A 25,248-nucleotide genomic window follows, 5' to 3' on the forward strand; every position below is an offset into this window, starting at 1 on the left:
CGTACGAGGGAGAAGGCCGGTGGGGCCGTACACGGTGCGGGTGAGGACGGAGACCGCCCCGCGGGTCGGTGACGAAGCCGTGGCCCACCGGGAGACGGACGCCTCCGGGCCGGAGAACGACCGCCGCAACCGGCAGTACGTCGTGGTCCGCACGGGAAACACCATCGCCGCGTTCAGCGAGCTCAGCACCGGCGAGGACCTCTCGTTCCCCACCGAGCTGATCAGCCGCCAGGTCGAACGCCTGCGGAATACCCAGCGGCCCTGATCACGTCTCGCCGACAGGAACCTGCCGGATGGCCTACGGGCCCCTGTCGGCGCCCGCCGCCCGCCCGCCTGCCCGACGGTCCGACGGTCCGACGGCCCGACGGCCCGTCAGTCCATCGGTCCATCGGTCCGGTCCGAGGTCCGAGGGCGGGGCCCGGACATCCCGCGTGCTCCCCGGCTGCCCACCGGCCCACTCACCGTGCGTCCCCCCGCGGGCACGAGGGGGGACGCACGGCGCCGGCTGCCCCGCAAGGCAGCGCAGCGCCGTGCCGTGCCGTGCACGCGCGTCAGTCGGCGATCGGCAGGTACACCCGGTTACCGCCCGCCGCGAACTCCTTCGACTTCTGCAGCATGCCCTCGGCGACCTCTTCGGCGGAGGCACCGTCGGCCGCCGTGCCTCCGAACCGCTCGGTGATGTTGTGGCTGATCTTCATCGAGCAGAACTTCGGCCCGCACATCGAGCAGAAATGAGCCGTCTTGGCCGGCTCCGCCGGGAGGGTCTCGTCGTGGAACTCCCGCGCCGTGTCCGGGTCGAGGGCCAGGTTGAACTGGTCCTCCCACCGGAACTCGAAGCGGGCGTCGGACAGGGCGTCGTCCCACTCCTGCGCTCCCGGGTGTCCCTTGGCCAGGTCGGCGGCATGCGCGGCGATCTTGTACGTGATCACGCCGGTCTTGACGTCGTCGCGGTTGGGCAGACCCAGGTGTTCCTTCGGGGTGACATAGCAGAGCATCGCCGTGCCCCACCAGGCGATCATGGCGGCGCCGATGCCGGAGGTGATGTGGTCGTAGGCCGGCGCGACGTCCGTCGTCAGCGGGCCGAGCGTATAGAACGGAGCTTCATCGCAGATCTCCTGTTGCAGGTCGATGTTCTCCTTGATCTTGTGCATCGGGACGTGGCCCGGGCCCTCGATCATGGTCTGTACGTCAAAACGCCTGGCGATCCGGTTGAGTTCCCCGAGCGTGCGCAACTCCGCGAACTGCGCGTCGTCGTTGGCGTCCGCGATCGAGCCGGGCCGCAGGCCGTCGCCCAGCGAGTACGTGACGTCGTAGGCCGCGAGGATCTCGCAGAGTTCCTCGAAGTTCTCGTAGAGGAACGACTCCTTGTGGTGCGCCAGGCACCACGCTGCCATGATCGAACCGCCCCGCGAGACGATGCCGGTCTTGCGGCGGGCGGTGAGCGGCACGTACGCCAGGCGCACGCCCGCGTGGACCGTCATGTAATCCACGCCCTGTTCGGCCTGCTCGATGACCGTGTCCTTGTAGATGTCCCAGGTCAGCTCCTCGGCCCGGCCGTCGACCTTCTCCAGGGCCTGGTAGAGCGGGACGGTCCCGATCGGTACGGGCGAGTTGCGCAGCACCCACTCCCGTGTGGTGTGGATGTTGCGGCCGGTGGACAGGTCCATCACCGTGTCCGCGCCCCAGCGCGTCGCCCAGGTCATCTTCTCCACCTCCTCCTCGATGGAGGAGGTGACCGCCGAGTTGCCGATGTTGGCGTTCACCTTGACCAGGAACCGCTTGCCGATGATCATCGGCTCGGTCTCCGGGTGGTTGACGTTGGCCGGCAGCACGGCCCGTCCTGCCGCGATCTCCTCGCGCACCACCTCGGGAGCGACGTTCTCCCTGAGGGCGACGAACTCCATCTCCGGTGTGATCTCGCCGCGCCGCGCGTAGGCGAGCTGCGTGACCGGCCGGCCGGGGCGCCCCCTGCGCGGCTGACGCGGCCTGCCGGGGAAGACCGCGTCGAGGTTGCGCAGGCCGCCCCGGGGCGAGGTGTGCCTGATTCCGTCGTCCTCGGGGCGCACCGGCCGTCCCGCGTACTCCTCGGTGTCGCCCCGGGCGACGATCCAGTGCTCCCGCAGGGGTGCCAGTCCCCTGCGCACGTCCGTGTCGACGTGCGGATCGGTGTACGGGCCCGAGGTGTCGTACAGGGTGACCGACTGGCCGTTGGTGAGATGCACCTGTCGGACCGGCACCCGCAGATCGGGGCGGGTGCCTTCGACGTACGCCTTGTGCCAGCCGATGGACGGCGGGGTCTCCCCGTTCTCGCTCACCGACGCATCCGTCGGGTCCTGCGTGGAGACAGGCGTGCGTGCGTCCTTGTTGGTCATGAGACCTACTCCCTACGCCGGCATTACCCGGTAACAGGTTCGGCGGTCGACGCAGCGGCTTCCGTCAGTCGGCGTTTCGTGTGCAACATCACTCGGACTCGGTGATGTTTCCTGTGAAACGTCGCTGGAACGGAGGTCAGCGCCCTCTCAGCCCGGTGCTCCGAGCTCCCGCGTGTACAAAGTTGCCCCCACGCTAGCCTCCGTTCTGGCGCGGTGACCAGAGGGCCCTCCCCGTTCTTGCGATGATCGGGCGGTGACCTCGACGCACCATCCTCCGTACCCCCCGCCCGAACCACCCCACGGATCCGGCGCCGGAAACGGCGGTGTCCCCGGCCAGGGACCCGGGACCGGCCCCGAGCCGGGCCACGGACACGCAGGGCCGGGCGGCGGCCACTCCCACAGCCACAGCCACGGTCCGGCGGCTCCCGTCTCGCGGCACCTGCGCAAGGTCATCGCGGCGATCCTGATCCCGTTCGCCGTGGCCGTGCTGGCCGGCCTGGTGGTGCTGTGGCCGGGCGGTACCCCCGGGCACGAACGCACCGGTGTGGGTTTCGACCGGCAGACCCAGCAGGCGACGGTCACCGAGGTGGTCGAGGTCAGCTGCAGGTCGGTCAACGCCTCCGGGGGCGTGCCGACCGGCGACACCTCCACGGCGGAGGGCTCGTCGGCCCAGCAACAGGCGGACGGCACCTGCAAGAAGGCCACGATCCGCGTGGACTCCGGCAAGGACAAGGGCCGTACGTTCACCGAGATCGTGCAGCCCGACCAGTCCCGTCAGCTGAGCCGGGACCAGGAAGTCGTCGTCGCCTACGAGCCGTCCGCGCCGAAGGACCTGCAGTACTCGGTCACCGACGTGAACCGGCGCTTCCCCCTGGCGCTGCTGGCCGGCGTCTTCGCGCTCGCGGTCGTGGCCGTGGGACGGCTGCGCGGGGTCATGGCGCTGGTCGCCCTGGCCATGAGCTTCGTGGTGCTCAACTTCTTCATCCTGCCCGCGATCCTGCAGGGGTCGAACCCCCTGGCCGTCGCCGTGGTCGGGGCGAGCGCCATCATGCTGATCGCGCTGTATCTCTGTCACGGGCTGTCCGCCCGCACGTCGGTCGCCGTCCTGGGCACCCTGATCTCCCTGCTGCTGATCGGCATCCTCGGCTCGGTGTTCATCGGCTGGGCGGCGCTGACCGGGAACACGGACGACAACACCGGTCTGATCCACGGGCTGTATCCCGGGATCGACATGAGCGGCCTGCTGCTGGCCGGAGTGATCATCGGCTCGCTGGGTGTGCTGGACGACGTCACCGTCACGCAGACGTCCGCGGTGTGGGAACTGCACGAGGCCAATCCGCTGATGAGCCGGCGCGCGCTGTACCGCGCGGGGATCAGGATCGGCCGTGACCACATCGCCTCGGTGGTCAACACACTCGTCCTCGCCTACGCGGGTGCCGCCCTGCCGCTGCTGCTGCTGTTCTCCATCGCGCAGAGCGGCGTCGGAACGGTGGCCAACAGCGAACTGGTGGCGGAGGAGATCGTGCGGACCCTCATCGGGTCGATCGGACTGGTCGCCTCCGTGCCGGTCACCACGGCACTGGCCGCCCTGGTCGTCTCGGCGGACCGTCCGACGGGCGGCGGCCGGCCGAAGGCAGCCACGCCGGCCGGGGGCGGCGGGACGGTTACGGAAGCCCGGTCGGCCTCCCCGCGCGGGGGGCGGGGGAGGCGGCGCAAGCGCTGAGCCTCGCCGGGCCGGGCGGCCCGGTCCCGTGGTGGAACAGCCCGCGCCGAGGTGACGCGCCGGTCTCGGGGTTCGACGGGCGCTCACCAGCCCCCGGCGAGCCCTCCGCCCCCACCGGCTGCCCGGCGCTGCGGCGCCCGTGACGGCCCCGCTGCGGCACCCGCGTTCCGCCGCGCGAGGGAGCCGGTCCTCGTCCGCCGCGGTGACGCGAGCCGGTCGGCGGGAGGTGACCGCCCCAACGTGGCTGCCGGGAGGTGGCGGAGCGTTTCTGCGCATCGTGGGCGGAACGCTCAGGAGCGCGTCCGCCCGCCCGGGCGGCCCGCGGGGGCGTCAGCCGGCGCTCTGTTCCGCCAGGATCCGGTCCAACGCGTTGTCCAGGTGGGCGTCGAAGTCCGCGAGCGCGCCTTCCTGGCCCAGCGGGACCAGCTTGTCCGTGCGGTCGAGGAACGCCACCAGCGGAGCCGTCGAGGAACGGAACAGCGCCTGGTCGCTGCCGACCTGGAGCCGGATCATCACCTCGCCCAAGGCGTCCGGTTCCACGGGAGAAACCCGTACGTCGCCCTCACCGCACGGTCGCCCCACGCCGTCGACCAGAAGCTCCCGACCGAACGCCCAGGTCACCGGCGCATCACCCGGAAGATGGAACGTCAGCCGCACGGCATAGGGATCACAGGTGTCGTAGCGGAGTTCCACCGGGATACGGAAGGACAGCTCCTCCGACACGAGAAAGCTCATCATGACCTCTGCCTGCACGGATTCGCGCATCGCCTACCCCGTCATTTGCCGTCGACTGGCCGGGAATGGACCACCTGACACCTGATGGAATCTTGCTGAAAGTACACAGCAGATCACAAGGAGTAAGTTTTCAGATACTGATAGAGAGTGCGAGCGACCCGACGAGACGCGCCCCCTCCGTCTGCAGACGCTGTGCCGCCGGGACCAGGCGGTCGGCCTGGTGTGCGGGCAGCGAGATCGCGATCGCCGCGGCCGTACTGCCGACGGTGACCGGGATTGCCGCACAGACCGTCCCGACGGCGTACTCCTGTCGCTCCGTCACCACGTCCGTGCGGCGGGAGCGTTCGAGGCGCCGGAGCAGACTGTGCCCGTCCCGCACCGTGTACGGCGTGACGGGCCGGACCGGATGGCGGGCGAGGTGGTCACGGCGGTCCTCCTCGCCCAGCTGGGAGAGCAGGCACTGCCCGATGGCGTGGGCGTGACCGGTCTCCCGGAAGGCGGCCCACTCCTCGACCGCGGGGTTGCCGGGGGTGTCCGAGACGCACAGGACGTCGATCTCGCCCTCGCGGTAGACCGCGTAGTACACGGGCGCGCCGAGGGCGTCCCTCCAGTGGGCGAGGGCCTCGAGGAACGCGGTGCGGCGTTTCTGCCGCGCTCCGCTGCTGCTCAGCCTCTCGGTGGCCTCTCCGAGGAAGAACAGTCCCTTGTCCCGGCGCAGATAGCCCTCGTGGACCAGGGTCCGCAGCAGGTGATACGTCGTGGGAAGGGCGAGCCCGGTCTCCCGGGCCAGCTGCTTGGCCGGAGCCCCGTACGTGTGTCCCGACACACACTCCAGCAGCCGCAGCGCGCGCTGCACCGAGCCGATGAGTGTCGCGGTCGGCAGGGCCGCGGCGGACTCCGGTGCGCTGGGCTGCGAGGGGACGGAGGCCACGTGGGCAGGGGCGGTGTCGGCCGGGGCCAAGGATCACTCCCGAGGGCGAGGGGCGGCCCGTGCGGGGAACACGGGTGGGCGTGCGGGCCGCTCGCGGGGATGCGCCGTCCCCACGCCGCGTGTCGGACTCTAACCGTCCGTCACCATCCGTGGCCCGTCCACCGGCGAAGTTCCCCCGGCCGAGGGAACCGGTGACGGGCCGTGCTGCCGCCCCGGTTCCCGGCCGGCTCACCAGTCGCTGCGCGAGGTGGAGCCGGTCATGAACTTCCGCACGACGTAGATGAGTCCGCCGATCAGGGCGACGCACACCAGCAGCTTGAAGAGGAGGCTGATCACGAAGCCGACCACGCTCGCTATCAGGCCGCCGAACACGACCAGGGCGATGACCGGCACCGCGATCCACTTCACCCACCACGGCAGTCCCGTGAAGATCTCTCGCATGGCCCTCGTCCTTACCTCTCCGCCCGCCGGTTACGGGTCGTGTCGATGATGTCCTGCACTCGATGCTAGGACGGCCGGAGGTCCCACGGGGGCCGCGGACCCCTTGTCCTCCCCTGAGCGAACCCCTAGGGAACCCCGAGACCCCGGCTCAGCTCTCGGGCGGGGAGAAGACGACCAGAACCCGCAGGTCCTCGCTGATGTGGTGGAACTTGTGCGGCACGCCCGCCGGCACGTACACGACGCTGCCGCGCGCCACCTGCGTGGTCTCCGTGCCCACGGTGATCGACGCCCGGCCGCTGACGACGAAGTACACCTCGTCCTGCCGGTGCGGCTGCTGCGGGTCCTGAACCCCGGCATCGAGCGCGTAGAGCCCGACCGACATGTTCCGCTCCCGCAGGAACTGCAGGTACGCACCGTCGTTGGCGGCCCGCTCGGCCTCCAGTTCGTCCAGCCGGAATGCCTTCATGGCGATGCCCGCCCCCACCTCACTGCCCAGGTCCGATCGTGTCTGCCACGATCAGACACATGATGAATTTCCTAGTCAAGACGATCGCCAACGCGGGCGCCCTCGCCGTCGCGGTGTGGCTGGTCGACAACATCACCCTCACCGGGGACAGCACGGGCAAGAAAGCCGGCACCCTGATCCTCGTCGCGTTGATCTTCGGCGTGGTGAACGTCCTGGTCAAGCCCGTCGTGCAGCTCCTCAGTCTGCCGCTGCTCGTCCTGACGCTCGGTCTGTTCACCCTGGTGGTGAACGCGCTGATGCTGCTGCTGACCTCCTGGCTCGCCGAGGTGGTCGACCTGAGCTTCCACGTGGAGGGCTTCTGGACCGCGGTGCTCGGCGGGCTCATCATCTCGGTCGTCTCGTGGGCGCTCAACCTCGTCCTGCCCGACGGGGACTGAGCACATGACCTACCGCGTCTGCTTCGTCTGCACCGGCAACATCTGCCGCTCCCCGATGGCCGAGTCCGTCTTCCGCGCCCGCGTGGCGGAGGCCGGGCTCGGGGGCCTGATCGAGGTCGACAGCGCCGGCACGGGCGGCTGGCACGAGGGGGACGGCGCCGACCACCGGGCGGTATCCGTCCTCCGCGAGAACGGCTACGACGGCGACCACACGGCCCGGCAGTTCGATCCGTCGTGGTTCCCCCGTCTCAACCTCGTCGTCGCGCTCGACACCGGCCACCTGCGGGCCCTGCGCCGGCTCGCCCCCACCGAGCAGGACGCGGCCAAGGTGTGTCTGCTGCGGTCGTACGATCCCTGCGCGGTCGACGATCCCGACGTGCCCGACCCCTACTACGGCGAGCGGGACGGATTCGAGACCTGTCTGGCCATGGTGGAAGCGGCGAGCGACGGACTGCTGGCCGCGGTGCGCGCACAGGTGGAAGGACGGGCGGCATGAGCGGTCCCACGACGAACGGTCACCCCGCCGCTTCCGGCCCCGGGGACGGCACGCGCGCGGTGCGGGCCGGGCTCCCCGAGCCGGTCAAGCACGAGCCGACCCTGCCCGGGCCGGTGTTCGCGGCCCATTTCCACCTTCCCGGAGACCCCACCGGCCCGTACACCTACGGCCGGGACGAGAACCCGACCTGGACCCTGCTGGAACGAGCCGTCGGCGAGCTGGAGGCACCCAGCCAGGACGGCGTCGAGACACTGGTGTTCGCCTCCGGCATGGCGGCGATCTCCGCGGTGCTCTTCTCCCAGCTGAGCTCCGGGGACGTGGCCGTCCTGCCGGACGACGGCTACCAGGCGCTGCCGCTGGCACGCGCCCAGCTGGAGGCGTTCGGCATCGAGGTGCGCACCGCGCCGACGGGCGGTGACGCCCAGCTCGACCTGCTCGACGGAGCGAACCTGCTGTGGATCGAGACACCGTCCAACCCTGGGCTGGACGTGTGCGACATCCGGCGGCTGGTCGCCGAGGCCCATGCCCGCGGCGCCCTGGTCGCCGTCGACAACACACTGGCGACCCCGCTCGGGCAGCGCCCCCTCGAACTCGGCGCCGACTTCACGGTGGCGAGCGGAACCAAGCAGCTCACCGGTCACGGTGACCTCCTCCTCGGCTACGTCGCCGGACGGGACGGCCGGGCCATGGCGGCCGTGCGGCGCTGGCGCAAGATCACCGGTGCGATCCCGGGCCCCATGGAGGCATGGCTGGCACACCGTTCCCTCGCCACACTGCAGCTGCGCGTGGAACGGCAGAACGCGACCGCGCTCGTCCTCGCCCGTGCGCTGCGGGAGCGTCCCGAGGTGACGGGTCTGCGCTACCCCGGACTCGTCGACGACCCGTCGTACCCGGTCGCCTCACGGCAGATGCGCGGATACGGGTGCGTGGTGTCCTTCACGCTGCCGACGCACGCCCGCGCGGAACGCTTCCTCGACGCGCTGCGTCTCGTGGACGGGGCGACCAGCTTCGGCGGTGTCCGCTCCACGGCCGAGCGACGGGGGCGGTGGGGCGGGGACGCCGTGCCGGAGGGTTTCATCCGCCTCTCGGTCGGCGCCGAGGACGCCGAGGACCTGGTGGCGGACGTCCTGCACGCCCTGGACGTGTCGGCCGACTGACCTCGCGGGCCGGCAGCCTCCACCGGTCCGGCGACGGGCGGTCCGAGCCTCCCCCCTCGTGGCTCGGACCGCCCTCGGTTCTGCGCGCGAAGAACCGCGCGACCAAGGCTAGTTGACTCACTGTCAGTGTCCAATCACACAAACGACAGCGACCTATCGACTTATTTATAGTGGGACGCCGCCGGGGGCGTCAGCCGGTGCCGACGAGGGGGAGTGCCTGCCGTGGATCTGGCCTTGCTGCGGACGTTCGTCACCGTGCACCGGGCCGGTTCCTTCACCCGCGCCGCCGCGCTGCTCGGTCTCTCCCAGCCCGCCGTCACCTCGCAGATCCGGACGCTGGAGCGCCAGGTCGGGCGTCCGCTGTTCCTGCGGCAGGCCCGCGGTGTGACACCGACCCCTGTCGGGGACGAACTCGCCCACAAGGCCGCACCCCACCTCGACGCCCTGGTGGAGATCACCGGGACGGGCCTGGAGGAGTCCTCCTCGTCGCGCACCCTGCACCTGGCCGGACCCGCCGAATTCGTCGCCGAGCGGGTCCTTCCCGCCCTCACCGGTCTGACCACGGAGGACCGACGGAGCCTGGACCTGCGCGCCTCCTTCGGTACCGCGGATGACGTCCTGGACGGGCTGGCCGCCGGGCATCACGATCTCGCCATCAGCACGATGCGGCCCCGCGGAGCCCTGCTCTCCGCGACCGCGCTCTGCGACGAGGAGCACGTCCTGGTCGCCGCACCGCGCTGGGCCGAACGCATCGGCGACGGCGCCCTGCGCCACACCGGAACCTCCGTCCTGGAACAGGTGCCGGTGATCGAGGTGCACGAGTCGCTGCCTTTCGTGGCCCGCTACTGGGCCTCGGTCTTCGACTCCCGCCCGCCCTCACCGGGCTCCGTCGTCGTCCCCGACCTGCGCGCGGTGCTGGCCTGCACCGTCGCCGGCGCCGGGCTGGCGGTGCTCCCCCGCTATCTGTGCGCCACGGCCCTGGAACGGGGCGCGGTGCGGGCCCTGTACGAGCCGGCGGTCCCGCCCCTGCGCACCTACTTCCTGGTGGTGCGCACGGGCACCCTGGCGTTGCCGCACGTGGCACGCGCCCACGACCGGTTACAGCAGGCGGCATCGGACTGGTGCTGATCGGGGCGGCGAGGCGCCGGTTCCGCCGCACCGGCCCTACGGTGGCGTGGTCGGCCCTGCGGGATGGCGTGGTCGGCCCCTGCGGCGTGGTCGGCCCTGCGGGGTGGCGTGGTCGGCCCTGTGGCGGCGTGGTCAGCGGACAGGCTGCAGAGCCGACACTGAGGTCGCTGGGGCTGGACGAGCGCGGCTCGCGTCGGCCGACGGGGTGAGCCGGGTTGCGGACCGGAGAGACAACACCGCAGCGCACGGGGGAGCGCCGAAGGCGACCGGCGATGTTTCACGTGGAACCAACCGGGCCACATTTCCACCATGACCGTCCGCCCCGTGGTCAAGCGCACCGCCCGTGCGGTTCTGCTGGACGACGACCATCTGATCCTGATCAAGCGCACGAAGCCCGGCGTCGATCCCTACTGGGTGACGCCCGGAGGCGGGGTCGAGCCGGGAGACGCGACCGTGGTCGACGCCTTGCACCGGGAGGTCCACGAGGAGCTCGGAGCGAAGATCTCGGACGTCGTGCCGTGCTTCGTGGACACTGTGGAGCACATCGGGGAGGACGGCGGCGCCACCGGCGTGAAGGTGCAGCACTTCTTCGTGTGCCGTCTCGCATCCATGGATCCCTCGCTGCGACACGGCCCGGAGGTCGAGGAGCCCGCCGGTGAGTACGAGATCGTCCGCGTGCCGTTCACCCGGGTCGGGATCGCCTCCGTCCACCTCGTGCCGCTCTCCCTCCGCCACTTCCTGGACGGCAACACCGAAGGGGTACGTGCCCTGCACGCATCCGACCTCGGCTGACCTGCGGGATCAGGCGGCGCGCACCAGCTCGTAGACCTCCGAGAGGTCCCGCCCGGAGTAGCAATGGGTCGCCAGCCCGTCCACGTGGTGGTCCGCGTTCACCGCGACGGAGACAGGCACCGCACCGAACAGGTCGAGGTCCGAGTGCGAATCGCCATAGGCCACACAGTCTGCCCGCGTCACACCGAACTCCGCACACAGCCGGTCGGCGATCCTGACCTTGGCCGCCGCGCTGAGAACGCCCGTCGGATCGACCGGCTCGGTGAACGGCACGGCCGGGAAGACGGAGCCGTGCGCAGCATGAGCTCCCCAGTCGCGGAGCCGCTCCACGAAGAAGGACGGCGACAGCGAGATCACCGCGCAGTACTCGCCGCGCCGCGTGATCTCCGCCCAGACCTCACGGATGCGAGTCAGCCAGGGTGCCGCGTCGAAAGCCGCTGCCACATGCGCCTCGGTGAGGCCCGCCCAGAGCGCGTGTACCCGTGTCGCGTACTCCGTAGGTCCGATCAGGCCCGTCGAGATCGCCCGGTCCAGCGCCACTGTCTCGGCCTCCAGACCGAGCTGGCGGGAGATCTCCACCGGAGCCGTGGTGCCGTGCAGCAGTGTGCCGTCCAGATCGAACAGATGCAGCCGAGTCATGAGGCACGAGGCTAGCGAGGACGTTTCACGTGAAACGTCCTCGACCGCCGACGAGAGGGGAACTCAGCGCTGCCTGTCCGAAAGCCTGCCGGTCCCCAAGCCTGCCGGTCCCGAGGTCTGCCGGTCCCGGCGTCAGCCGGTCCCGCATAACGAGTGGACGGCCGCGGCCGAGGTCGGCCAGGGTGACCTCCGTGCCTACTCCATCCCCCGTCTCACGGCCGATCCGCCGTCTGACGCTCCGCGATCTCACCGCATGCGCCAACCTGTCCGAGAACCGCGGCTGGCCACGCGAGGAGCACAAGTGGGGACTCCTGCTCTCCGCCGGACAGGGATACGGCATCGACGACCCCGACGGCGGACTGATGGCCGGCTGCGTCGTCACCGAGTACGGCCACGGGCCCCGCCCCGAGCTGGGGGCCATCGGCATGGTCCTGGTCGCCGAGCGGTACGCCCGGCAGGGAATCGGGCGCTGGTTGATGCGCCATGTCCTCTCCGTCATGGACACCACTCCGCTGACCCTGCACGCGACACCCCACGGTCGTCCGCTGTACGAGGAGCTCGGCTTCCGGCTCGTCGGCAGGGCGGAGATGCTGCGCGGACGGTTCCGTCCGGGCGGGGGCGACCCCGCGGTCGCCACCCGGCCCGCGACGGCCGACGATCTGCCCGCCCTTCTGCGACTGGACGAGGAGGTGTTCGGCGCGGACCGCACCCCCCTGCTCACCCGCCTCCCCTCATTCGCCGACCAGGTGCGCGTCGCCGAGGACGACGGACGGCTCACGGGGTACGCGGCTGCGTGGCCCAACATGGACACCCACGTCGTGGGTCCGCTGATCGCCCGCGACACATCGACCGCGCAGGCGCTCGTCAGCTCCCTGGCCGCGGGCACCGACCGCCCACTGCGCACGGACATCGACGTGCGTCACGGGGCGTTCCTCGACTGGGCCAAGAAGCACGGTCTGGCCTCGGTCGCCTTCAACGCCGTGATGACGTACGGCATCACGGACCTGCCCGGGGACTGGAGCCGCAGATTCGCGCCGTTGACGGTCGCCGCGGGCTGACCCCGGCCGATCAGCAGGGCGGCCCAGCGGGCCTGACATAGCACCCGAACCCGCAGGAGTGCGGGGATCGCGGCCTCGCCGTCACAGGAGCGCGTCCACCGCGGTCGTAGCGAAGGCGTGGTCCTGCTCGGGCGCGCCTCCCCCGACACCGATCGCCCCGATCAGGCGCCCGTCGCGGTGGACGGGGACACCGCCGGCGATGAACAGGAGAGGGCGGTCGAGCGCGGTGGGCAGGGTGTGGAACGGGGCGCCGGGCTGCACGGCCAGGACCAGGTCGACAGTGGCCGCGTTCAGTTGCAGGGCCGTGTACGCCTTCCGGGTGCTGGTCTCGCCCGAGATCAGCACGGCGCGGTCGTCCCTGCGGAAGGCGAGCAGATGGCCTCCGGCGTCCAGCACGGTGATGCTCACCGGGACACCCGAGGTGTCGGCGGCGCGGCGTGCGGCGGCGACCAGGACTTCGGCGTCCGACGTGGTCAGCGGGTTCACGGCAGTGGTGGTGCTCATGCGGGGTACTCCTGGAAGCAGAGGGATTGGATGGGGGCGGGGTCGTGCGTGACCGGGTGCTCCTGCCGGTCGGGACGGCCCGTTCTTCGCGGCCGCCGGTTCGTGGACGTCAGAGCCGCGCGGTGACCGGCTGCTCGACGGGCGCGGCCGGACCGGCGGCGGCCGGGACGTCCGTGTCACGGCGTTCCAGTGCGGCCGAGACGACGGCCAGGACGAGGGCGCCGGCGGCCAGGAGGGCGCCCACCCCGTTGGGGGCGGTGTAGCCGAGACCGGCCGCGATCACCGCGCCACCGAGCCAGGCCGCGAGAGCGTTGCCGAGGTTGAAGGCACCGATGTTCACTGCCGAGGCCAGCGTGGGGGCGCCCTTCGCCTGGTCGAGCACCCGCTTCTGCAGCGGCGGCACCGTCGCGAATCCGAGGGCACCGATCAAGGTGATCGTCACGGCGGACGCGACCTTGTGGTGGGCGGTCACGGCGAACAGGGCCAGCACGACGGCCAGCGCCCCCAGGGACACGTAGAGCATGGGCATCAGGGCACGGTCGGCGAACCGGCCGCCGAGGAGGTTGCCGCCCACCATGCCGAGGCCGAAGAGGACCAGGAGCCAGGTGACGGACCCGGCGGCGAAGCCCGCGACGTGGGTCATCATCGGCGCGATGTAGGTGATGGCCGCGAAGACGCCACCGAAGCCCAGCACGGTCATCGCCATGGCCAGCAGGACCTGGACGTTCTTGAAGGCGGCCAGTTCATGGCGCAACCGGACGCCTTCGGGCCTGCTCACCTCGGGAACCAGGACGGCGATACCCGCCAGACCGATGACGCCCAGGGCCGCGACGATGCCGAACGTCACCCGCCAGCCGAGGGACTGACCGACGAGGGTGCCCAGAGGGACTCCGACCACGTTGGCGACGGTCAGTCCGGTGAACATCAGGGCGATGGCGCCGGCCTTCCGGTCGGGGGCGACCAGATCCGCCGCGACCACGGAGCCGATGCCGAAGAAGGCACCGTGAGCCAAGGACGCGACGACCCGGCCGGTCAGCATGAGGCCGAAGGAGGGAGCCAGGGCCGAGACGACGTTTCCGACGACGAACAGGCCCATCAGCAGCATCAGCATCCGCTTGCGGGACACCCTGGTGCCGAGCACGGTCATCAGCGGGGCGCCGAACACGACTCCCAGCGCGTAGCCGGTGACGAGCAGACCGGCCGTGGGGACGGAGACACCGAAGTCACCGGCGACCTCGGGCAGCAGGCCCATGATCACGAACTCCGTCGTACCGATCCCGAAGGCTCCGATCGCCAGAGCGAGCAGGGCGAGAGGCATGGGAGGACCTTCCACATGATTGCAGCAGCGCTTTACGCTTCGAGACAATAATTGCAGACGCTGCCTATTTGCAAACGCGGGCTATTGCGTCCGTGCTCTACGCTGGAAAGGAGCAGTTCCTGGACGGAGGACACCGCCCCATGACAGCCACGGACCCCAGCCTCACCGCTCTCGCCGAGGGCTGGTGGGCTCTCTCCCTGCTGCACGGGAGAATCGAGCCGCACGTCGAACGCGCCCTCCAGGCGGGACACGGCCTCAGCGTGCGCGAGTACTCCCTGCTCAACGTGCTCAGCCGCCAGCACGACGGCGAGGGAGGACATCTGCAGATGAAGCAGGTGGCCGACGCCGTCGTGCTCAGCCAGAGCGCCACCACCCGTCTGGTGACCCGGCTGGAGGACCGCGGCCTGCTCGAGCGCTATCTCTGCCCCACCGACCGACGCGGCATCTACACCAATGTCACCCGCGCCGGCCTGACTCTCCTCGACGAGGCGCGTCCGACACATGATCAGGCCCTTCGCCAGGCCCTCGACGAGGCGGCGGAGAACCCGGACCTGGCGCCCCTGGTCCGGGCGGTGGAGACACTCAAGGCTCCGGTTCCGGCCTGACCGCCCTCTGGTCCGATCATCTCGGGCCGGACCACCCCGCCCCCGCCCACATAGGGTGCGGGCATGACAGATCTTGAGATACGCGCCGTGGTCGCCGACGACCTCCCCGCGATCGTCGGCATGCTCGCCGACGACCCGTTGGGCGCCCAGCGCGAATCGCCGGACGACCTCGGCCCGTACCTGACCGCACTGGAGCGGCTCCGTACTGATCCGCATCAGCACCTGGTGGTGGCAGTGCGCGGCGACCGGGTCGTCGGCACCCTCCAGCTCACCGTGATCCCAGGGCTCTCCCGACGTGGCGCCACCCGGTCCGTCATCGAGGGTGTCCGCGTCCATGCCGACGAGCGTGGCAGCGGACTGGGAACCCAGCTCATCGAGTGGGCGATCGACGAGTCCCGTCGGCAAGGATGCCAACTGGTCCAGCTCACCTCGGACGCCACACGCACCGACGCACACCGCTTCTATGAGCGGCTGGGCTTCACGGCCTCCCACGTCGGCTTCAAGTTGGCGCTGTAGCGGGACGCGCCGGACGTTTCACGTGAAACACCCACCGTGAGAGAAGGTGGCGTGGGCTACCCGACCCCACGCCACCCTTCGGGATCCACGCCTCCGGGCACCGGCGCACCGGCGTCGTAGGGCCTGCGGGTGAACACGAAGGATCCCAGGTCAAGGTGCCCCACCGCCCCGTCGGGCCGGCGCACGGGCTTCAGGACCTCTCCCGCGTAGTAGCCCTCCAGTCCCGTCCAGGTACCGTCGCCGTTCGGCCGGAAGCGTGAGCGGCGTCCGGCACCGGACAAGGGCTCCAGCGAGAGAAGACCGTCGGCAGACAGGCGCAGGGCACAGGACTGCGTCCCCCAGTACCACGGGCCCACCAGCTCCAGCAGATCCGGATCCGTCTGCCGCACGGGCTTCCAGGGCGCCGGGAGGCGGGGCTCCGCCTCGGCGGTGATGCGCACCAGATCGGCGGCGAGGGAGAACACCGGGATCCCGGACGTACAGTTCGCCAGCACCACCACGGACACGTCGTCCTCCACCCCGACCGTGAGACAGGCGAGGAAGCCCGGCAGCGAACCCGTGTGCCCGACCAGAGCCCGCCCGTTGTGGTGCCGCAGCTCCAGGCCGAGGCCGTACGCGTACCCTCCCGCCACGTCCGCCGCCTCGGCCGGGGCCGCCGGAGCCCTCATCTCACTCACGGACGCGGCGCTCAGCACCTGCTCCTCGCCCTCGACGAGGAAGGCCGCGAAGCGCGCCAGGTCCCCCGCCGTGGACCACAACTGGCCCGCCGGTGCCATGCGTCCGAGATCGGCGGCGGGTTCCGGCAGCAGCACATCGGCCCAGGGGTGTACCGCCCAGCCCTGCGCGTACGGAGCCTGAGGCCGCACACCGGTCCGCTCCAGCCCCAGCGGTTCGAGCACCTCCCGTCGCAGCACCTCCTCCCACGGTGCGCCCCGCGTCTGTTCCACCAGGGCACCCAGCAGGGCGTATCCGGGGTTGGAGTAGTGGAACCGCCGCCCTGCCGGATGCACCGAGGGACGCTCCCCCAGCACATCGGCCAGCTCCGGGCGCAGAGACCCGGGAGTCCGCTCCCACCAGGGGCCCGGTGTCTCGGCGGCCAGGCCCCCGGCATGGGCGAGCAGTTCGGCCACGGTCACCTTGCCCACGCCGGTGCCCGGCAGATGCTTCTCCAGAGGGTCCTGCAGGTCGAGCAGGCCCTCGTCCCGCAGCCGGAGCGTCAGCACGGCAGTGAAGGTCTTGGTGATCGAACCGATGCGGTACTGCGTGTCCGCCCCCGGCACCGACTCCTCGGACGAGGCCCGCGCTCCGGTCCACACGACCCGCCCGCCCCGCGCCACGGCCGCCACCACCGACGGGGCCCGCCCCTCCGCCTGGGCGACGGCGACCCGGTGCAGCAGCGCCCTGCGAGTACCCGGCAGCAGTTCTTCCTGAGATGACGTCATGCCCCCAGTCCAGCACGTGCCCAGGCCACGACCGTGCCGACCGGCGACGGCCCGGCCGACGGTGCGTCCCGGGGATCGTCCGAGGGGCCGCACGTTCCGTCCCCGTACCCGATCGGGATACGACGCCCCGGACGAGGACACGCGCAGGGGCAACGGGCCCAGCCCGCCGGCCCGGCCCCGTGCCCCGGGCGCTGCGGACATCCGCCCCGCCCTTCTCAGCACCCGCCCCTCTCACTGCCCCGAGATCCGCCGACAGAACCGACGAAGCCCCGTGAAGCCCTGCACCCGCCCCGCGTCAGGTCTGGGCCATGTCCACGAAGCGCGAGTAGTGGCCCTGGAAGGCGACCGTGATGGTGGCGGTGGGGCCGTTGCGGTGCTTGGCCACGATCAGGTCGGCCTCGCCGGCCCGGGGGGACTCCTTCTCGTAGGCGTCCTCGCGGTGCAGCAGGATGACCATGTCCGCGTCCTGCTCGATGGAGCCGGACTCACGCAGGTCGGAGACCATCGGCTTCTTGTCCGTGCGCTGTTCGGGACCACGGTTGAGCTGAGAGAGCGCGATGACCGGAATCTCCAGCTCCTTGGCGAGCAGCTTCAGGTTCCGGGACATGTCGGAGACCTCCTGCTGACGGCTCTCGGCGCGTTTGGAGCCACCGGACTGCATCAGCTGGAGGTAGTCGATCACGACCAGTTTCAGGTCGTTGCGCTGCTTGAGCCGACGGCACTTCGCGCGGATCTCCATCATCGACAGGTTCGGGGAGTCGTCGATGTAGAGCGGCGCCGCGGACACGTCCGGCATCCGGCGTGCCAGCCGGGTCCAGTCCTCGTCGGTCATCGTGCCGGATCTCATGTGGTGCAGGGCGACCCTGGCCTCGGCGGACAGCAGGCGCATCGCGATCTCGTTGCGCCCCATCTCGAGGGAGAAGACGACGCTCGGCAGGTTGTGCTTGATGGATGCCGCGCGCGCGAAGTCCAGGGCGAGGGTGGACTTTCCCATGGCGGGCCGGGCGGCGATGACGATCATCTGACCCGGATGCAGACCGTTGGTGAGCGAGTCGAAGTCCGTGAACCCGGTGGGGACGCCCGTCATCTCCCCGCTGCGCGACCCGATGGCCTCGATCTCGTCGAGGGCACCCTCCATGATGTCGCCCAGGGGCAGGTAGTCCTCGCTGGTGCGCTGCTCGGTCACCGCGTAGATCTCGGCCTGGGCGCGGTTGACGATCTCGTCGACGTCGTCGTCGCCCGCGTATCCCATCTGGGTGATGCGCGTGCCGGCCTCGACCAGGCGGCGGAGCACCGCGCGCTCGTGGACGATCTCCGCGTAGTAGGCCGCGTTGGCGGCGGTCGGCACCGTCTGGACGAGGGTGTGCAGGTACGAGGCCCCGCCGACCTTGTTGATCTCACCGCGCTTGGTCAGTTCGGCGGCGATGGTGATGGGGTCGGCCGGCTCCCCCTTGGCGTAGACGTCGAGGATCGCCGTGTAGATGGTCTCGTGCGCCGGCTTGTAGAAGTCGTGGCCCTTGAGGAGTTCCACCACGTCGGCGATGGCGTCCTTGGACAGCAGCATGCCGCCGAGCACCGACTGCTCGGCCTCCAGGTCCTGGGGCGGTACCCGCTCGAACGGCGAGCCGCCGGCGTCCCACCCGTCGGTGTCCCGGCCGCGGTCGTGGCGCTCGTCGCGGCCTCGACCGCCCTCGTCCCGGCGACGGGAGGCAGGCAGACGATCACTGGGACCGCTGTCGGCCCACGGATCGTCCAAGGGCTCGGAAATGCTCACCGAGCCACCTCCTCCCGTCCGCGAGCGGACCTCACCGTGCCCCTCTTTCTACGGCACGGCACTGACACATAAGAGGCCCGACTCCGGTAGTCGCGCGCCGGATATGTGGCGATTCCGGAATCGGCGGAAGGAGCGGGACGCCGGACCACCGTAGGCCCGTCGGCACCGTCAGCCAATCTGGTTATCCACAGGCCATGTGGACGACCGGCCCAATGCTGTGGAGAACTCCGCCAAACCTGTGCACGACACCGTGGACAGCGCTGTGAACAAGCTCCGCCGGCCCCGGCATGAAGCGGCTTGACCTGCAGGTTTGCCGTCCACCGGCTGTGCAGAAGAAAAACTTCCCCAGTCGGCCCAAGATCACGTCGGACGGTGTACGCAACCACACACTCTGCGGGAACAAGTAAGGGACGCAGGGGCTTTGCATCTCTTACCTGTGGACGATTAGATTGGTGCACATGACACAGGCCCCTCCGAGCCCCCGGACCAGTCGGCGCCGGCACGACCGAGAGATCGTCCTGCTGGCCGTCCCGGCGTTCGGTGCACTCGTCGCCGAGCCTCTCTTCGTCATGGCCGACAGTGCCATCGTCGGCCATCTGGGCACGGCGCAACTGGCCGGGCTGGGAGTCGCCTCGGCTCTGCTGATGACCGCCGTCAGCGTGTTCGTCTTCCTGGCCTACGCCACCACGGCCGCCGTTGCCCGGCGCGTCGGGGCAGGAGACCTTCCGGCGGCCATCCGGCAGGGCATGGACGGTATCTGGCTCGCTCTGCTGCTGGGTGCGGGCGTCATCGCCGTGGTCCTGCCCACAGCACCCGCGCTCATCGACCTGTTCGGTGCCTCCAGCACGGCCGCTCCCTACGCCGTCACGTATCTGCGGATCTCCGCCCTCGGCATCCCGGCCATGCTGGTGGTCCTGGCGGCCACTGGTGTCCTGCGCGGGCTCCAGGACACCAAGACCCCTCTCTACGTGGCCACGGGAGGCTTCCTCGCCAACGGCATCCTGAACGTCGCCCTCGTCTACGGCGCCGGCTTCGGCATCGCGGGCTCCGCCTGGGGCACCGTCATCGCCCAATGCGGTATGGCCGCGATCTACCTCGTCGTCGTGGTGCGGGGGGCCCGCAAGCACGGTGCCTCCCTGCGTCCGGATCCGGCCGGTATCAGGGCCTCGGCCCAGGCCGGTGCGCCCTTGCTGGTGCGTACGCTCTCCCTGCGGGCCATTCTCATGATCACCACGGCCATCGCCGCCCGTCTCGGGGATGCCGACATGGCGGCCCACCAGATCATCCTCTCCCTGTGGAGCCTGCTCGCCTTCGCTCTCGATGCCATCGCCATCGCGGGGCAGGCCATCATCGGCCGTTATCTCGGAGCCGGTGACGCCCAGGGGGCCCGGGAGGCATGCCGCCGCATGGTCGAGTGGGGCATCGCGGTCGGCGTGGTTCTCGGCGTGCTCGTCGTGATCTCGCGTCCCCTCCTCCTGCCCCTGTTCACCAGCGACTCCACGGTCACGGACGCCGCACTGCCCGCGCTCGTGATCGTGGCCCTGTCGCAGCCGATCTCGGGGATCGTCTTCGTCCTGGACGGGATCCTCATGGGAGCGGGCGACGGCCCCTACCTCGCCTGGGCCATGCTGGCGACGCTGGCGGTGTTCACCCCCGTGGCCCTGCTGGTGCCGGTGGTGGGCGGCGGACTGACCGCCCTGTGGGCCACGATGACGCTGATGATGAGCGTGCGTCTGCTCACCCTCGCCGTCCGCACCCGGTCGGGCCGTTGGATCGTCACCGGAGCGACCCGCTGACGCGCTCCTGTTTCACGTGAAACGGACCGGGCCCTGCGGGTCGGACAACTCGGCGCACCACCGGGACATGAGAGGGGCCGCACCCCGGAGGGTGCGGCCCCTGCTCACTGCCTCAGCCGGCGCGGCGATCAGGCCGCGACGACCTCAATGTTGACCTTGGCGTCAACCTCGGGGTGCAGACGCACGGACGTCTCGTGAGCGCCCAGCGTCTTGATCGGCGCACCGAGCTCGATGCGGCGCTTGTCCACCTCGGGACCACCGGCGGCCTTGATCGCGGAGGCGATGTCGGCCGGGGTGACGGAACCGAAGAGGCGGCCGGCGTCGCCGGAGCGGACAGCCAGACGGACCTTGACGCCTTCGAGCTGGGCCTTGACCTGGTTGGCCTGCTCGATGGTCTGGATCTCGTGGATCTTGCGAGCACGACGGATCTGCTCGACGTCCTTCTCGCCACCCTTGGTCCAGCGGATCGCGAGCTTCCGCGGCACCAGGTAGTTGCGAGCGTAGCCGTCCTTGACGTCGACGACGTCGCCCGCGGCACCGAGGCCGGAGACCTCGTGGGTGAGGATGATCTTCATGAGTCGGTCACCCTTCCCTTATCGCGCGGTGGAGGTGTAGGGCAGCAGCGCCATCTCACGGCTGTTCTTGACGGCCGTGGCGACGTCACGCTGGTGCTGCGTGCAGTTGCCGGTCACGCGGCGGGCACGGATCTTGCCGCGGTCGGAAATGAACTTCCGCAGCATGTTCGTGTCCTTGTAGTCCACGTACGTGACCTTGTCCTTGCAGAACGCGCAGACCTTCTTCTTAGGCTTGCGCACAGGCGGCTTCGCCATGGTGTTTCTCCTGTGTGATCAAGAAGTGTGGTGCGGCCCCGCCTAGAAGGGGGGCTCGTCCGAGTAGCCGCCACCGCCGCCGGAGCCACCGCCCCAGCCGCCGCCGCCGCCCTGCTGGCCGCCGGCGGTAGCACCGGTCGCCCACGGGTCGTCGGCGGGAGCACCGCCGCCCTGCTGGCCGCCGCCGGGGCCACCGCCCCAGCCGCCGCCGCCCTGGCCGCCACCGCCGCTGTAGCCACCCTGACCGCCTCGGCCGGTGGTCTTGGTGACCTTGGCCGTGGCGTTGCGCAGGCTGGCGCCGACCTCGTCGACGTCCAGTTCGTAGACCGTGCGCTTGACGCCCTCACGGTCCTCGTAGGACCGCTGCTTCAGCCGGCCCTGCACGATCACGCGCATGCCTCGCTGAAGCGACTCGGCGACGTTCTCCGCCGCCTGACGCCAGACCGAGCACGTCAGGAACAGGCTCTCGCCGTCCTTCCACTCATTGGTCTGACGGTCGAAGGTGCGGGGGGTCGACGCGACACGGAACTTCGCGACGGCCGCACCGGACGGGGTGAAGCGCAGCTCGGGGTCATCGACAAGGTTGCCGACGACCGTGATGACGGTCTCGCCTGCCATGGGGGAACCTCTCGGCGGGTGTGCTGCTGGCTGCTTGTGCTGCTACTCGGATCCCGGAACAGCTGAGCGGAAGCTCAGTGGTTCTCGGGACGGAGGACCTTGGTCCGGAGGACCGACTCGTTCAGGTTCATCTGGCGGTCGAGCTCCTTGACGACCGCAGGCTCGGCCTGCAGGTCGATGACCGAGTAGATGCCCTCGGGCTTCTTCTTGATCTCGTACGAGAGACGACGACGGCCCCAGGTGTCGACCTTCTCGACCTTTCCGCCGCCGTCACGGACGACAGAGAGGAAGTTCTCGATCAGCGGGGAGACAGAGCGCTCCTCGAGATCGGGGTCGAGGATGACCATCACCTCGTAGTGACGCATGTGGAACCCACCTCCTTTGGACTCAGCGGCCACGGTCGTTCCGTGGCAGGAGGGTCGTGATGCGTTGCGCAACGATGCCTGTCAGTAAAACAGCCGCCACTGACAACGGAGGTCGGGCGGCGGCCCCGGGCCGGCGGCGGAGGACCGTGGTCCGTTCCGCGCCGTCCTGCTTCTGTCCGGACAGACACCGGTGCAGACGATACAGGGTACCCGGACAGTGGCTTCCGGTTGAAATCAGGCCGGGAACCCCGTCAGTCTGTACACATCGGGTGTGTATGGCGCTACGATGCGCCGCCTTTCGCAGGAGGTGCCCCATGGCACAGGCAATGCGACCCAACACCGCCGGAGGGCTGTTCGCCACGGACGGAAAACCCCACCCAGTCCAGGACACCCTGATGGTGGTGACCCTGGTGCTGGGTATCACGTCCTTCGTCACAGCGATGTTCCACCATCTGCACCTGCTCAGCTCCTGGACCGGCCTGGTGGGCATCCTCACCGGCGCGTACGGCCAGTGGATCTCCGAGACGACGCGGCAGCGCTTCGGTCTCATTCTCGGGCTCGGCGCCTCGGCGCTCGGCTTCTTCCTGGGCATGGCACACGGTGGCCTGTTCGGCGGCGTCTTCGACTGACGTCCGGCACCCCCACCGCCGTACGGCGGTCCGCCCCGGCCGGTGACCGGCGGGGGCGGACCGCCCGTGCGCCCCACCGGGCCGCTCCCCGGGCGCAGTAGGCTTCGCGCGAGAGCCGGAGCCCCTGACCCCATGGGGACACACCAGCCCGAGGAGCGCCCCGAATGAGCCTGACCCTGAGGACCATCAGTCGAGAGCAGCATCTGGCATACATCCAGAGCCTGCCGTCGGCGAGTCACATGCAGGTCCCGGCCTGGGCGGACGTCAAGGCGGAATGGCGCGCGGAGAACCTCGGCTGGTTCGACGAGCGGACCGGTGAGATGGTCGGGGCCGGGCTGGTCCTGTACCGCCAGCTGCCGAAGATCAAGCGCTACCTCGCCTACCTGCCCGAGGGGCCGGTCATCAACTGGTTCTCGCCGAATCTGCAGGAGTGGATCGAGCCGATGCTGGCGCACCTGAAGCAGCAGGGCGCCTTCTCGGTGAAGATGGGTCCGCCGGTGGTCATCCGGCGCTGGGAGGCGCCGACGATCAAGAAGGGCATCCAGGACCCGGACGTGAAGCGTCTGCGCGACCTGGAGGCCGACTTCATCGAGCCGCGCGCGTTCGAGGTCGCCGACAAGCTCCGTCGCATGGGCTGGCAGCAGGGCGAGGACGGCGGCGCCGGCTTCGGTGACGTCCAGCCCCGGTACGTCTACCAGGTGCCCCTGGCGAACCGGTCCCTCGAAGAGGTCCACAAGAACTTCAACCAGCTGTGGCGCCGCAACATCAAGAAGGCCGAGAAGGCGGGTGTCGAGGTCGTCCAGGGCGGTTACGAGGATCTGGCCGAGTGGCAGCGCCTGTACGAGATCACGGCCGTGCGCGACCGCTTCCGGCCGCGCCCGCTGTCGTACTTCCAGCGCATGTGGACGGCCCTCAACTCCGAGGACCCCAACCGCATGCGGCTGTATTTCGCCCGCCACAACGGCGTGAACCTGTCCGCCGCGACGATGCTGATCGTCGGCGGGCACGTCTGGTACTCCTACGGGGCCTCCGACAACATCGGGCGCGAGGTCCGGCCCTCGAACGCGATGCAGTGGCGGATGCTGCGCGACGCCTACGCCCTCGGGGCCACCGTCTACGACCTGCGGGGCATCTCCGACTCGCTGGACGAGACGGACCACCTCTTCGGTCTGATCCAGTTCAAGGTCGGCACCGGTGGCCAGGCCGCCGAGTACCTCGGCGAATGGGACTTCCCCCTCAACAAGCTGCTCCACAAGGCGCTCGACATGTATATGTCGCGCCGCTGACTCCTCGGCCGTCGTGCCGACGGCATCGCCTCCTTCCACACCTCTGATACACCGCAGCCACGAGAAAGGTTCCGGTCCGGCCATGGCGCTCACCCTCTACGTCGACACCGCGCGCTGGCGGGCGCACCACAAGCACGTGCAGGAGCAGTTCCCCGGGCTCGTCCCGGTCTGCAAGGGCAACGGCTACGGCTTCGGCCACGAGCGGCTGGCCGAGGAGGCCACCCGCCTGGGTTCCGACGTCCTCGCCGTCGGCACCACGTACGAGGCCGCCCGGATCAAGGACTGGTTCGGCGGCGACCTGCTGGTGCTGACCCCGTACCGGCGGGGCGAGGAGCCGGTCCCGCTGCCCGACCGGGTCATCCGCTCGGTCTCGTCGGTCGACGGCGTCTACGGCCTCGTCGGCGCCCGCGTGGTCATCGAGGTGATGTCCTCGATGAAGCGGCACGGCGTCAGCGAGCAGGACCTGCCCCAGCTGCACTCCGCCATAGAGAACGTCCGCCTGGAGGGCTTCGCCATCCACCTGCCGCTCGACCGCACCGACGGCTCGGACGCCGTCGAGGAGGTCATCGGCTGGATGGACCGGCTGCGCGCCGCGCGCCTGCCCCTGCACACGATGTTCGTCAGCCACCTCAAGGCCGACGAACTGGCCCGGCTGCAGCAGCAGTTCCCGCAGACCCGGTTCCGCGCCCGGATCGGCACGCGGCTGTGGCTCGGGGACCACGAGGCCACCGAGTACCGCGGCGCCGTCCTGGACGTCACGCGCGTGGCCAAGGGGGAGCGGTTCGGTTACCGCCAGCAGAAGGCCGCCTCCGACGGCTTCCTGGTCGTCGTGGCGGGCGGAACGTCGCACGGGGTGGGGCTGGAAGCCCCCAAGGCCCTGCACGGCGTCATGCCACGGGCCAAGGGCGTCGCCCGCGCGGGCCTCGCCACGGTCAACCGCAACCTCTCCCCGTTCGTCTGGGGCGGCAAGCAGCGCTGGTTCGCCGAGCCCCCGCACATGCAGGTGTCGATCCTCTTCGTGCCCTCGGACGCACCGGAGCCGAAGGTCGGCGAGGAGCTGGTCGCCCATCTGCGCCACACCACCACGCAGTTCGACCGTCTCCTGGACCGCTGAGTCTGCTGTGGTGCGGTCAGGCGGGATCGCCGTCGCCGCACAGCGCTTCCGGGGCCGTGCACGGAGCTTCTCCGTG

The 25,248-nt window shown here is 70.2% G+C and carries 28 protein-coding genes; 14 read left to right on the forward strand and 14 right to left on the reverse strand.

Annotated elements, in window-relative coordinates; all coding sequences use genetic code 11:
* Positions 1-19 precede the first annotated feature (19 nt).
* Positions 20-265: a hypothetical protein gene (locus tag AC02VZ_RS10640; protein ID WP_476475228.1), complete on the forward strand. Its 246-nt coding sequence runs from the start codon at positions 20-22 to the stop codon at positions 263-265.
* A 286-nt stretch (positions 266-551) separates the two neighbouring features.
* Here AC02VZ_RS10640 and thiC read toward each other — a convergent pair whose 3' ends face one another.
* A complete protein-coding gene (gene thiC, locus AC02VZ_RS10645; protein WP_432056529.1) occupies positions 552-2,372 on the reverse strand; it encodes a phosphomethylpyrimidine synthase ThiC in 1,821 nt (606 codons plus the stop codon).
* A gap of 253 nt (positions 2,373-2,625) precedes the next feature.
* Here thiC and AC02VZ_RS10650 point away from each other — a divergent pair, with 253 nt between their 5' ends.
* Positions 2,626-4,095, forward strand: a complete 1,470-nt coding sequence (locus AC02VZ_RS10650) for a YibE/F family protein (protein ID WP_432056528.1) — start codon at positions 2,626-2,628, stop codon at positions 4,093-4,095.
* A 330-nt stretch (positions 4,096-4,425) separates the two neighbouring features.
* Here AC02VZ_RS10650 and AC02VZ_RS10655 read toward each other — a convergent pair whose 3' ends face one another.
* From AC02VZ_RS10655 to AC02VZ_RS10670, 4 genes are all read right to left on the reverse strand, one after another.
* On the reverse strand, positions 4,426-4,860 hold the full coding sequence (locus AC02VZ_RS10655; RefSeq protein WP_432056527.1) for an SsgA family sporulation/cell division regulator: 435 nt from the start codon (positions 4,858-4,860) through the stop codon (positions 4,426-4,428).
* A gap of 100 nt (positions 4,861-4,960) precedes the next feature.
* Positions 4,961-5,686: an IclR family transcriptional regulator gene (locus AC02VZ_RS10660; protein WP_432056577.1), complete on the reverse strand. Its 726-nt coding sequence runs from the start codon at positions 5,684-5,686 to the stop codon at positions 4,961-4,963.
* 303 nt (positions 5,687-5,989) lie between these two features.
* Positions 5,990-6,202: a DUF5326 family protein gene (locus AC02VZ_RS10665; RefSeq protein WP_476475229.1), complete on the reverse strand. Its 213-nt coding sequence runs from the start codon at positions 6,200-6,202 to the stop codon at positions 5,990-5,992.
* A 148-nt stretch (positions 6,203-6,350) separates the two neighbouring features.
* Positions 6,351-6,668 (reverse strand): cupin domain-containing protein, encoded by a 318-nt coding sequence (locus AC02VZ_RS10670; protein ID WP_362093918.1) that lies wholly within the window; start codon positions 6,666-6,668, stop codon positions 6,351-6,353.
* Between the two features lie 59 nt (positions 6,669-6,727).
* Here AC02VZ_RS10670 and AC02VZ_RS10675 point away from each other — a divergent pair, with 59 nt between their 5' ends.
* The 5 genes from AC02VZ_RS10675 (at position 6,728) to AC02VZ_RS10695 (ending at position 10,678) form a co-directional block, all read left to right on the forward strand.
* The gene (locus AC02VZ_RS10675; protein ID WP_432056525.1) at positions 6,728-7,105 is read left to right on the forward strand and encodes a phage holin family protein; all 378 of its coding nucleotides are present in this window, start codon (positions 6,728-6,730) and stop codon (positions 7,103-7,105) included.
* A gap of 4 nt (positions 7,106-7,109) precedes the next feature.
* Positions 7,110-7,601, forward strand: coding sequence for a low molecular weight protein-tyrosine-phosphatase (locus AC02VZ_RS10680; RefSeq protein ID WP_432056524.1), 492 nt, complete (start codon positions 7,110-7,112; stop codon positions 7,599-7,601).
* Positions 7,598-8,758 (forward strand): cystathionine gamma-lyase, encoded by a 1,161-nt coding sequence (locus AC02VZ_RS10685; RefSeq protein WP_476475230.1) that lies wholly within the window; start codon positions 7,598-7,600, stop codon positions 8,756-8,758. The genes AC02VZ_RS10680 and AC02VZ_RS10685 overlap by 4 nt, the downstream gene beginning before the upstream one ends.
* Before the next feature lie 222 nt (positions 8,759-8,980).
* Positions 8,981-9,886 (forward strand): LysR family transcriptional regulator, encoded by a 906-nt coding sequence (locus tag AC02VZ_RS10690; RefSeq protein ID WP_476475231.1) that lies wholly within the window; start codon positions 8,981-8,983, stop codon positions 9,884-9,886.
* A 309-nt stretch (positions 9,887-10,195) separates the two neighbouring features.
* A complete protein-coding gene (locus AC02VZ_RS10695) occupies positions 10,196-10,678 on the forward strand; it encodes an NUDIX hydrolase (RefSeq protein ID WP_476475232.1) in 483 nt (160 codons plus the stop codon).
* A gap of 9 nt (positions 10,679-10,687) precedes the next feature.
* On the opposite strand, the gene AC02VZ_RS10700 is transcribed toward AC02VZ_RS10695, so the two are convergent.
* Positions 10,688-11,317, reverse strand: coding sequence for an HAD family hydrolase (locus AC02VZ_RS10700; protein ID WP_432056520.1), 630 nt, complete (start codon positions 11,315-11,317; stop codon positions 10,688-10,690).
* Positions 11,318-11,508: 191 nt separating this feature from the next.
* On the opposite strand from AC02VZ_RS10700, the gene AC02VZ_RS10705 reads away from it, so the two are divergent.
* Positions 11,509-12,375, forward strand: a complete 867-nt coding sequence (locus AC02VZ_RS10705; RefSeq protein WP_432056519.1) for a GNAT family N-acetyltransferase — start codon at positions 11,509-11,511, stop codon at positions 12,373-12,375.
* 81 nt (positions 12,376-12,456) lie between these two features.
* Here the strand turns inward: AC02VZ_RS10705 and AC02VZ_RS10710 are convergent, their stop codons facing one another.
* Both AC02VZ_RS10710 and AC02VZ_RS10715 read right to left on the reverse strand, forming a co-directional pair.
* A complete protein-coding gene (locus AC02VZ_RS10710; protein WP_432056518.1) occupies positions 12,457-12,879 on the reverse strand; it encodes a GlcG/HbpS family heme-binding protein in 423 nt (140 codons plus the stop codon).
* A gap of 109 nt (positions 12,880-12,988) precedes the next feature.
* Complete coding sequence (locus tag AC02VZ_RS10715) at positions 12,989-14,197, reverse strand: MFS transporter (protein ID WP_476475233.1); 1,209 nt, start codon at positions 14,195-14,197, stop codon at positions 12,989-12,991.
* Between the two features lie 140 nt (positions 14,198-14,337).
* On the opposite strand from AC02VZ_RS10715, the gene AC02VZ_RS10720 reads away from it, so the two are divergent.
* Positions 14,338-14,802 (forward strand): MarR family winged helix-turn-helix transcriptional regulator, encoded by a 465-nt coding sequence (locus AC02VZ_RS10720; protein WP_432056516.1) that lies wholly within the window; start codon positions 14,338-14,340, stop codon positions 14,800-14,802.
* Positions 14,803-14,865: 63 nt separating this feature from the next.
* Positions 14,866-15,318: a GNAT family N-acetyltransferase gene (locus AC02VZ_RS10725; protein WP_432056515.1), complete on the forward strand. Its 453-nt coding sequence runs from the start codon at positions 14,866-14,868 to the stop codon at positions 15,316-15,318.
* 56 nt (positions 15,319-15,374) lie between these two features.
* Here the strand turns inward: AC02VZ_RS10725 and AC02VZ_RS10730 are convergent, their stop codons facing one another.
* Entirely contained in the window at positions 15,375-16,760 is a 1,386-nt protein-coding gene (locus AC02VZ_RS10730; RefSeq protein ID WP_432056514.1) for a serine hydrolase domain-containing protein, read from the reverse strand.
* 295 nt (positions 16,761-17,055) lie between these two features.
* On the reverse strand, positions 17,056-18,534 hold the full coding sequence (gene dnaB / locus AC02VZ_RS10735; RefSeq protein WP_432056513.1) for a replicative DNA helicase: 1,479 nt from the start codon (positions 18,532-18,534) through the stop codon (positions 17,056-17,058).
* Between the two features lie 458 nt (positions 18,535-18,992).
* On the opposite strand from dnaB, the gene AC02VZ_RS10740 reads away from it, so the two are divergent.
* A complete protein-coding gene (locus tag AC02VZ_RS10740) occupies positions 18,993-20,330 on the forward strand; it encodes an MATE family efflux transporter (protein ID WP_432056512.1) in 1,338 nt (445 codons plus the stop codon).
* A gap of 128 nt (positions 20,331-20,458) precedes the next feature.
* Here the strand turns inward: AC02VZ_RS10740 and rplI are convergent, their stop codons facing one another.
* The 4 genes from rplI to rpsF all read right to left on the reverse strand — a co-directional run bounded on the left by rplI (position 20,459) and on the right by rpsF (position 22,143).
* Positions 20,459-20,905, reverse strand: coding sequence for a 50S ribosomal protein L9 (gene rplI / locus AC02VZ_RS10745; protein ID WP_164334484.1), 447 nt, complete (start codon positions 20,903-20,905; stop codon positions 20,459-20,461).
* Between the two features lie 18 nt (positions 20,906-20,923).
* Positions 20,924-21,160, reverse strand: a complete 237-nt coding sequence (rpsR, locus tag AC02VZ_RS10750; RefSeq protein ID WP_003949403.1) for a 30S ribosomal protein S18 — start codon at positions 21,158-21,160, stop codon at positions 20,924-20,926.
* 42 nt (positions 21,161-21,202) lie between these two features.
* Complete coding sequence (locus tag AC02VZ_RS10755; protein WP_432056511.1) at positions 21,203-21,778, reverse strand: single-stranded DNA-binding protein; 576 nt, start codon at positions 21,776-21,778, stop codon at positions 21,203-21,205.
* A 74-nt stretch (positions 21,779-21,852) separates the two neighbouring features.
* Complete coding sequence (gene rpsF / locus AC02VZ_RS10760; RefSeq protein WP_030420069.1) at positions 21,853-22,143, reverse strand: 30S ribosomal protein S6; 291 nt, start codon at positions 22,141-22,143, stop codon at positions 21,853-21,855.
* A gap of 314 nt (positions 22,144-22,457) precedes the next feature.
* On the opposite strand from rpsF, the gene AC02VZ_RS10765 reads away from it, so the two are divergent.
* From AC02VZ_RS10765 to AC02VZ_RS10775, 3 genes are all read left to right on the forward strand, one after another.
* The gene (locus AC02VZ_RS10765; protein ID WP_362093965.1) at positions 22,458-22,772 is read left to right on the forward strand and encodes a hypothetical protein; all 315 of its coding nucleotides are present in this window, start codon (positions 22,458-22,460) and stop codon (positions 22,770-22,772) included.
* A gap of 164 nt (positions 22,773-22,936) precedes the next feature.
* Entirely contained in the window at positions 22,937-24,058 is a 1,122-nt protein-coding gene (locus tag AC02VZ_RS10770; protein WP_432056510.1) for a lipid II:glycine glycyltransferase FemX, read from the forward strand.
* Between the two features lie 82 nt (positions 24,059-24,140).
* Positions 24,141-25,172 (forward strand): alanine racemase, encoded by a 1,032-nt coding sequence (locus tag AC02VZ_RS10775; protein ID WP_476475234.1) that lies wholly within the window; start codon positions 24,141-24,143, stop codon positions 25,170-25,172.
* Positions 25,173-25,248: the final 76 nt, after the last annotated feature.

It is taken from the genome of Streptomyces sp. 3-6, from assembly GCF_056323165.1.

Bases quoted from the DNA above. Each gene is read 5' to 3' on its own strand.
- AC02VZ_RS10765 (WP_362093965.1), top strand. From the start codon at position 22,458: ATGGCACAGGCAATGCGACCCAACACCGCCGGAGGGCTGTTCGCCACG.
- thiC (WP_432056529.1), bottom strand. From the start codon at position 2,372: ATGACCAACAAGGACGCACGCACGCCTGTCTCCACGCAGGACCCGACG.
- AC02VZ_RS10680 (WP_432056524.1), top strand. From the start codon at position 7,110: ATGACCTACCGCGTCTGCTTCGTCTGCACCGGCAACATCTGCCGCTCC.
- AC02VZ_RS10755 (WP_432056511.1), bottom strand. From the start codon at position 21,778: ATGGCAGGCGAGACCGTCATCACGGTCGTCGGCAACCTTGTCGATGAC.
- AC02VZ_RS10665 (WP_476475229.1), bottom strand. From the start codon at position 6,202: ATGCGAGAGATCTTCACGGGACTGCCGTGGTGGGTGAAGTGGATCGCG.
- AC02VZ_RS10720 (WP_432056516.1), top strand. From the start codon at position 14,338: ATGACAGCCACGGACCCCAGCCTCACCGCTCTCGCCGAGGGCTGGTGG.
- AC02VZ_RS10695 (WP_476475232.1), top strand. From the start codon at position 10,196: ATGACCGTCCGCCCCGTGGTCAAGCGCACCGCCCGTGCGGTTCTGCTG.
- AC02VZ_RS10770 (WP_432056510.1), top strand. From the start codon at position 22,937: ATGAGCCTGACCCTGAGGACCATCAGTCGAGAGCAGCATCTGGCATAC.
- AC02VZ_RS10775 (WP_476475234.1), top strand. From the start codon at position 24,141: ATGGCGCTCACCCTCTACGTCGACACCGCGCGCTGGCGGGCGCACCAC.
- AC02VZ_RS10685 (WP_476475230.1), top strand. From the start codon at position 7,598: ATGAGCGGTCCCACGACGAACGGTCACCCCGCCGCTTCCGGCCCCGGG.
- rplI (WP_164334484.1), bottom strand. From the start codon at position 20,905: ATGAAGATCATCCTCACCCACGAGGTCTCCGGCCTCGGTGCCGCGGGC.
- AC02VZ_RS10740 (WP_432056512.1), top strand. From the start codon at position 18,993: ATGACACAGGCCCCTCCGAGCCCCCGGACCAGTCGGCGCCGGCACGAC.
- AC02VZ_RS10725 (WP_432056515.1), top strand. From the start codon at position 14,866: ATGACAGATCTTGAGATACGCGCCGTGGTCGCCGACGACCTCCCCGCG.
- AC02VZ_RS10715 (WP_476475233.1), bottom strand. From the start codon at position 14,197: ATGCCTCTCGCCCTGCTCGCTCTGGCGATCGGAGCCTTCGGGATCGGT.
- AC02VZ_RS10655 (WP_432056527.1), bottom strand. From the start codon at position 4,860: ATGCGCGAATCCGTGCAGGCAGAGGTCATGATGAGCTTTCTCGTGTCG.
- AC02VZ_RS10710 (WP_432056518.1), bottom strand. From the start codon at position 12,879: ATGAGCACCACCACTGCCGTGAACCCGCTGACCACGTCGGACGCCGAA.
- AC02VZ_RS10730 (WP_432056514.1), bottom strand. From the start codon at position 16,760: ATGACGTCATCTCAGGAAGAACTGCTGCCGGGTACTCGCAGGGCGCTG.
- AC02VZ_RS10670 (WP_362093918.1), bottom strand. From the start codon at position 6,668: ATGAAGGCATTCCGGCTGGACGAACTGGAGGCCGAGCGGGCCGCCAAC.
- rpsF (WP_030420069.1), bottom strand. From the start codon at position 22,143: ATGCGTCACTACGAGGTGATGGTCATCCTCGACCCCGATCTCGAGGAG.
- rpsR (WP_003949403.1), bottom strand. From the start codon at position 21,160: ATGGCGAAGCCGCCTGTGCGCAAGCCTAAGAAGAAGGTCTGCGCGTTC.
- AC02VZ_RS10700 (WP_432056520.1), bottom strand. From the start codon at position 11,317: ATGACTCGGCTGCATCTGTTCGATCTGGACGGCACACTGCTGCACGGC.
- AC02VZ_RS10675 (WP_432056525.1), top strand. From the start codon at position 6,728: ATGATGAATTTCCTAGTCAAGACGATCGCCAACGCGGGCGCCCTCGCC.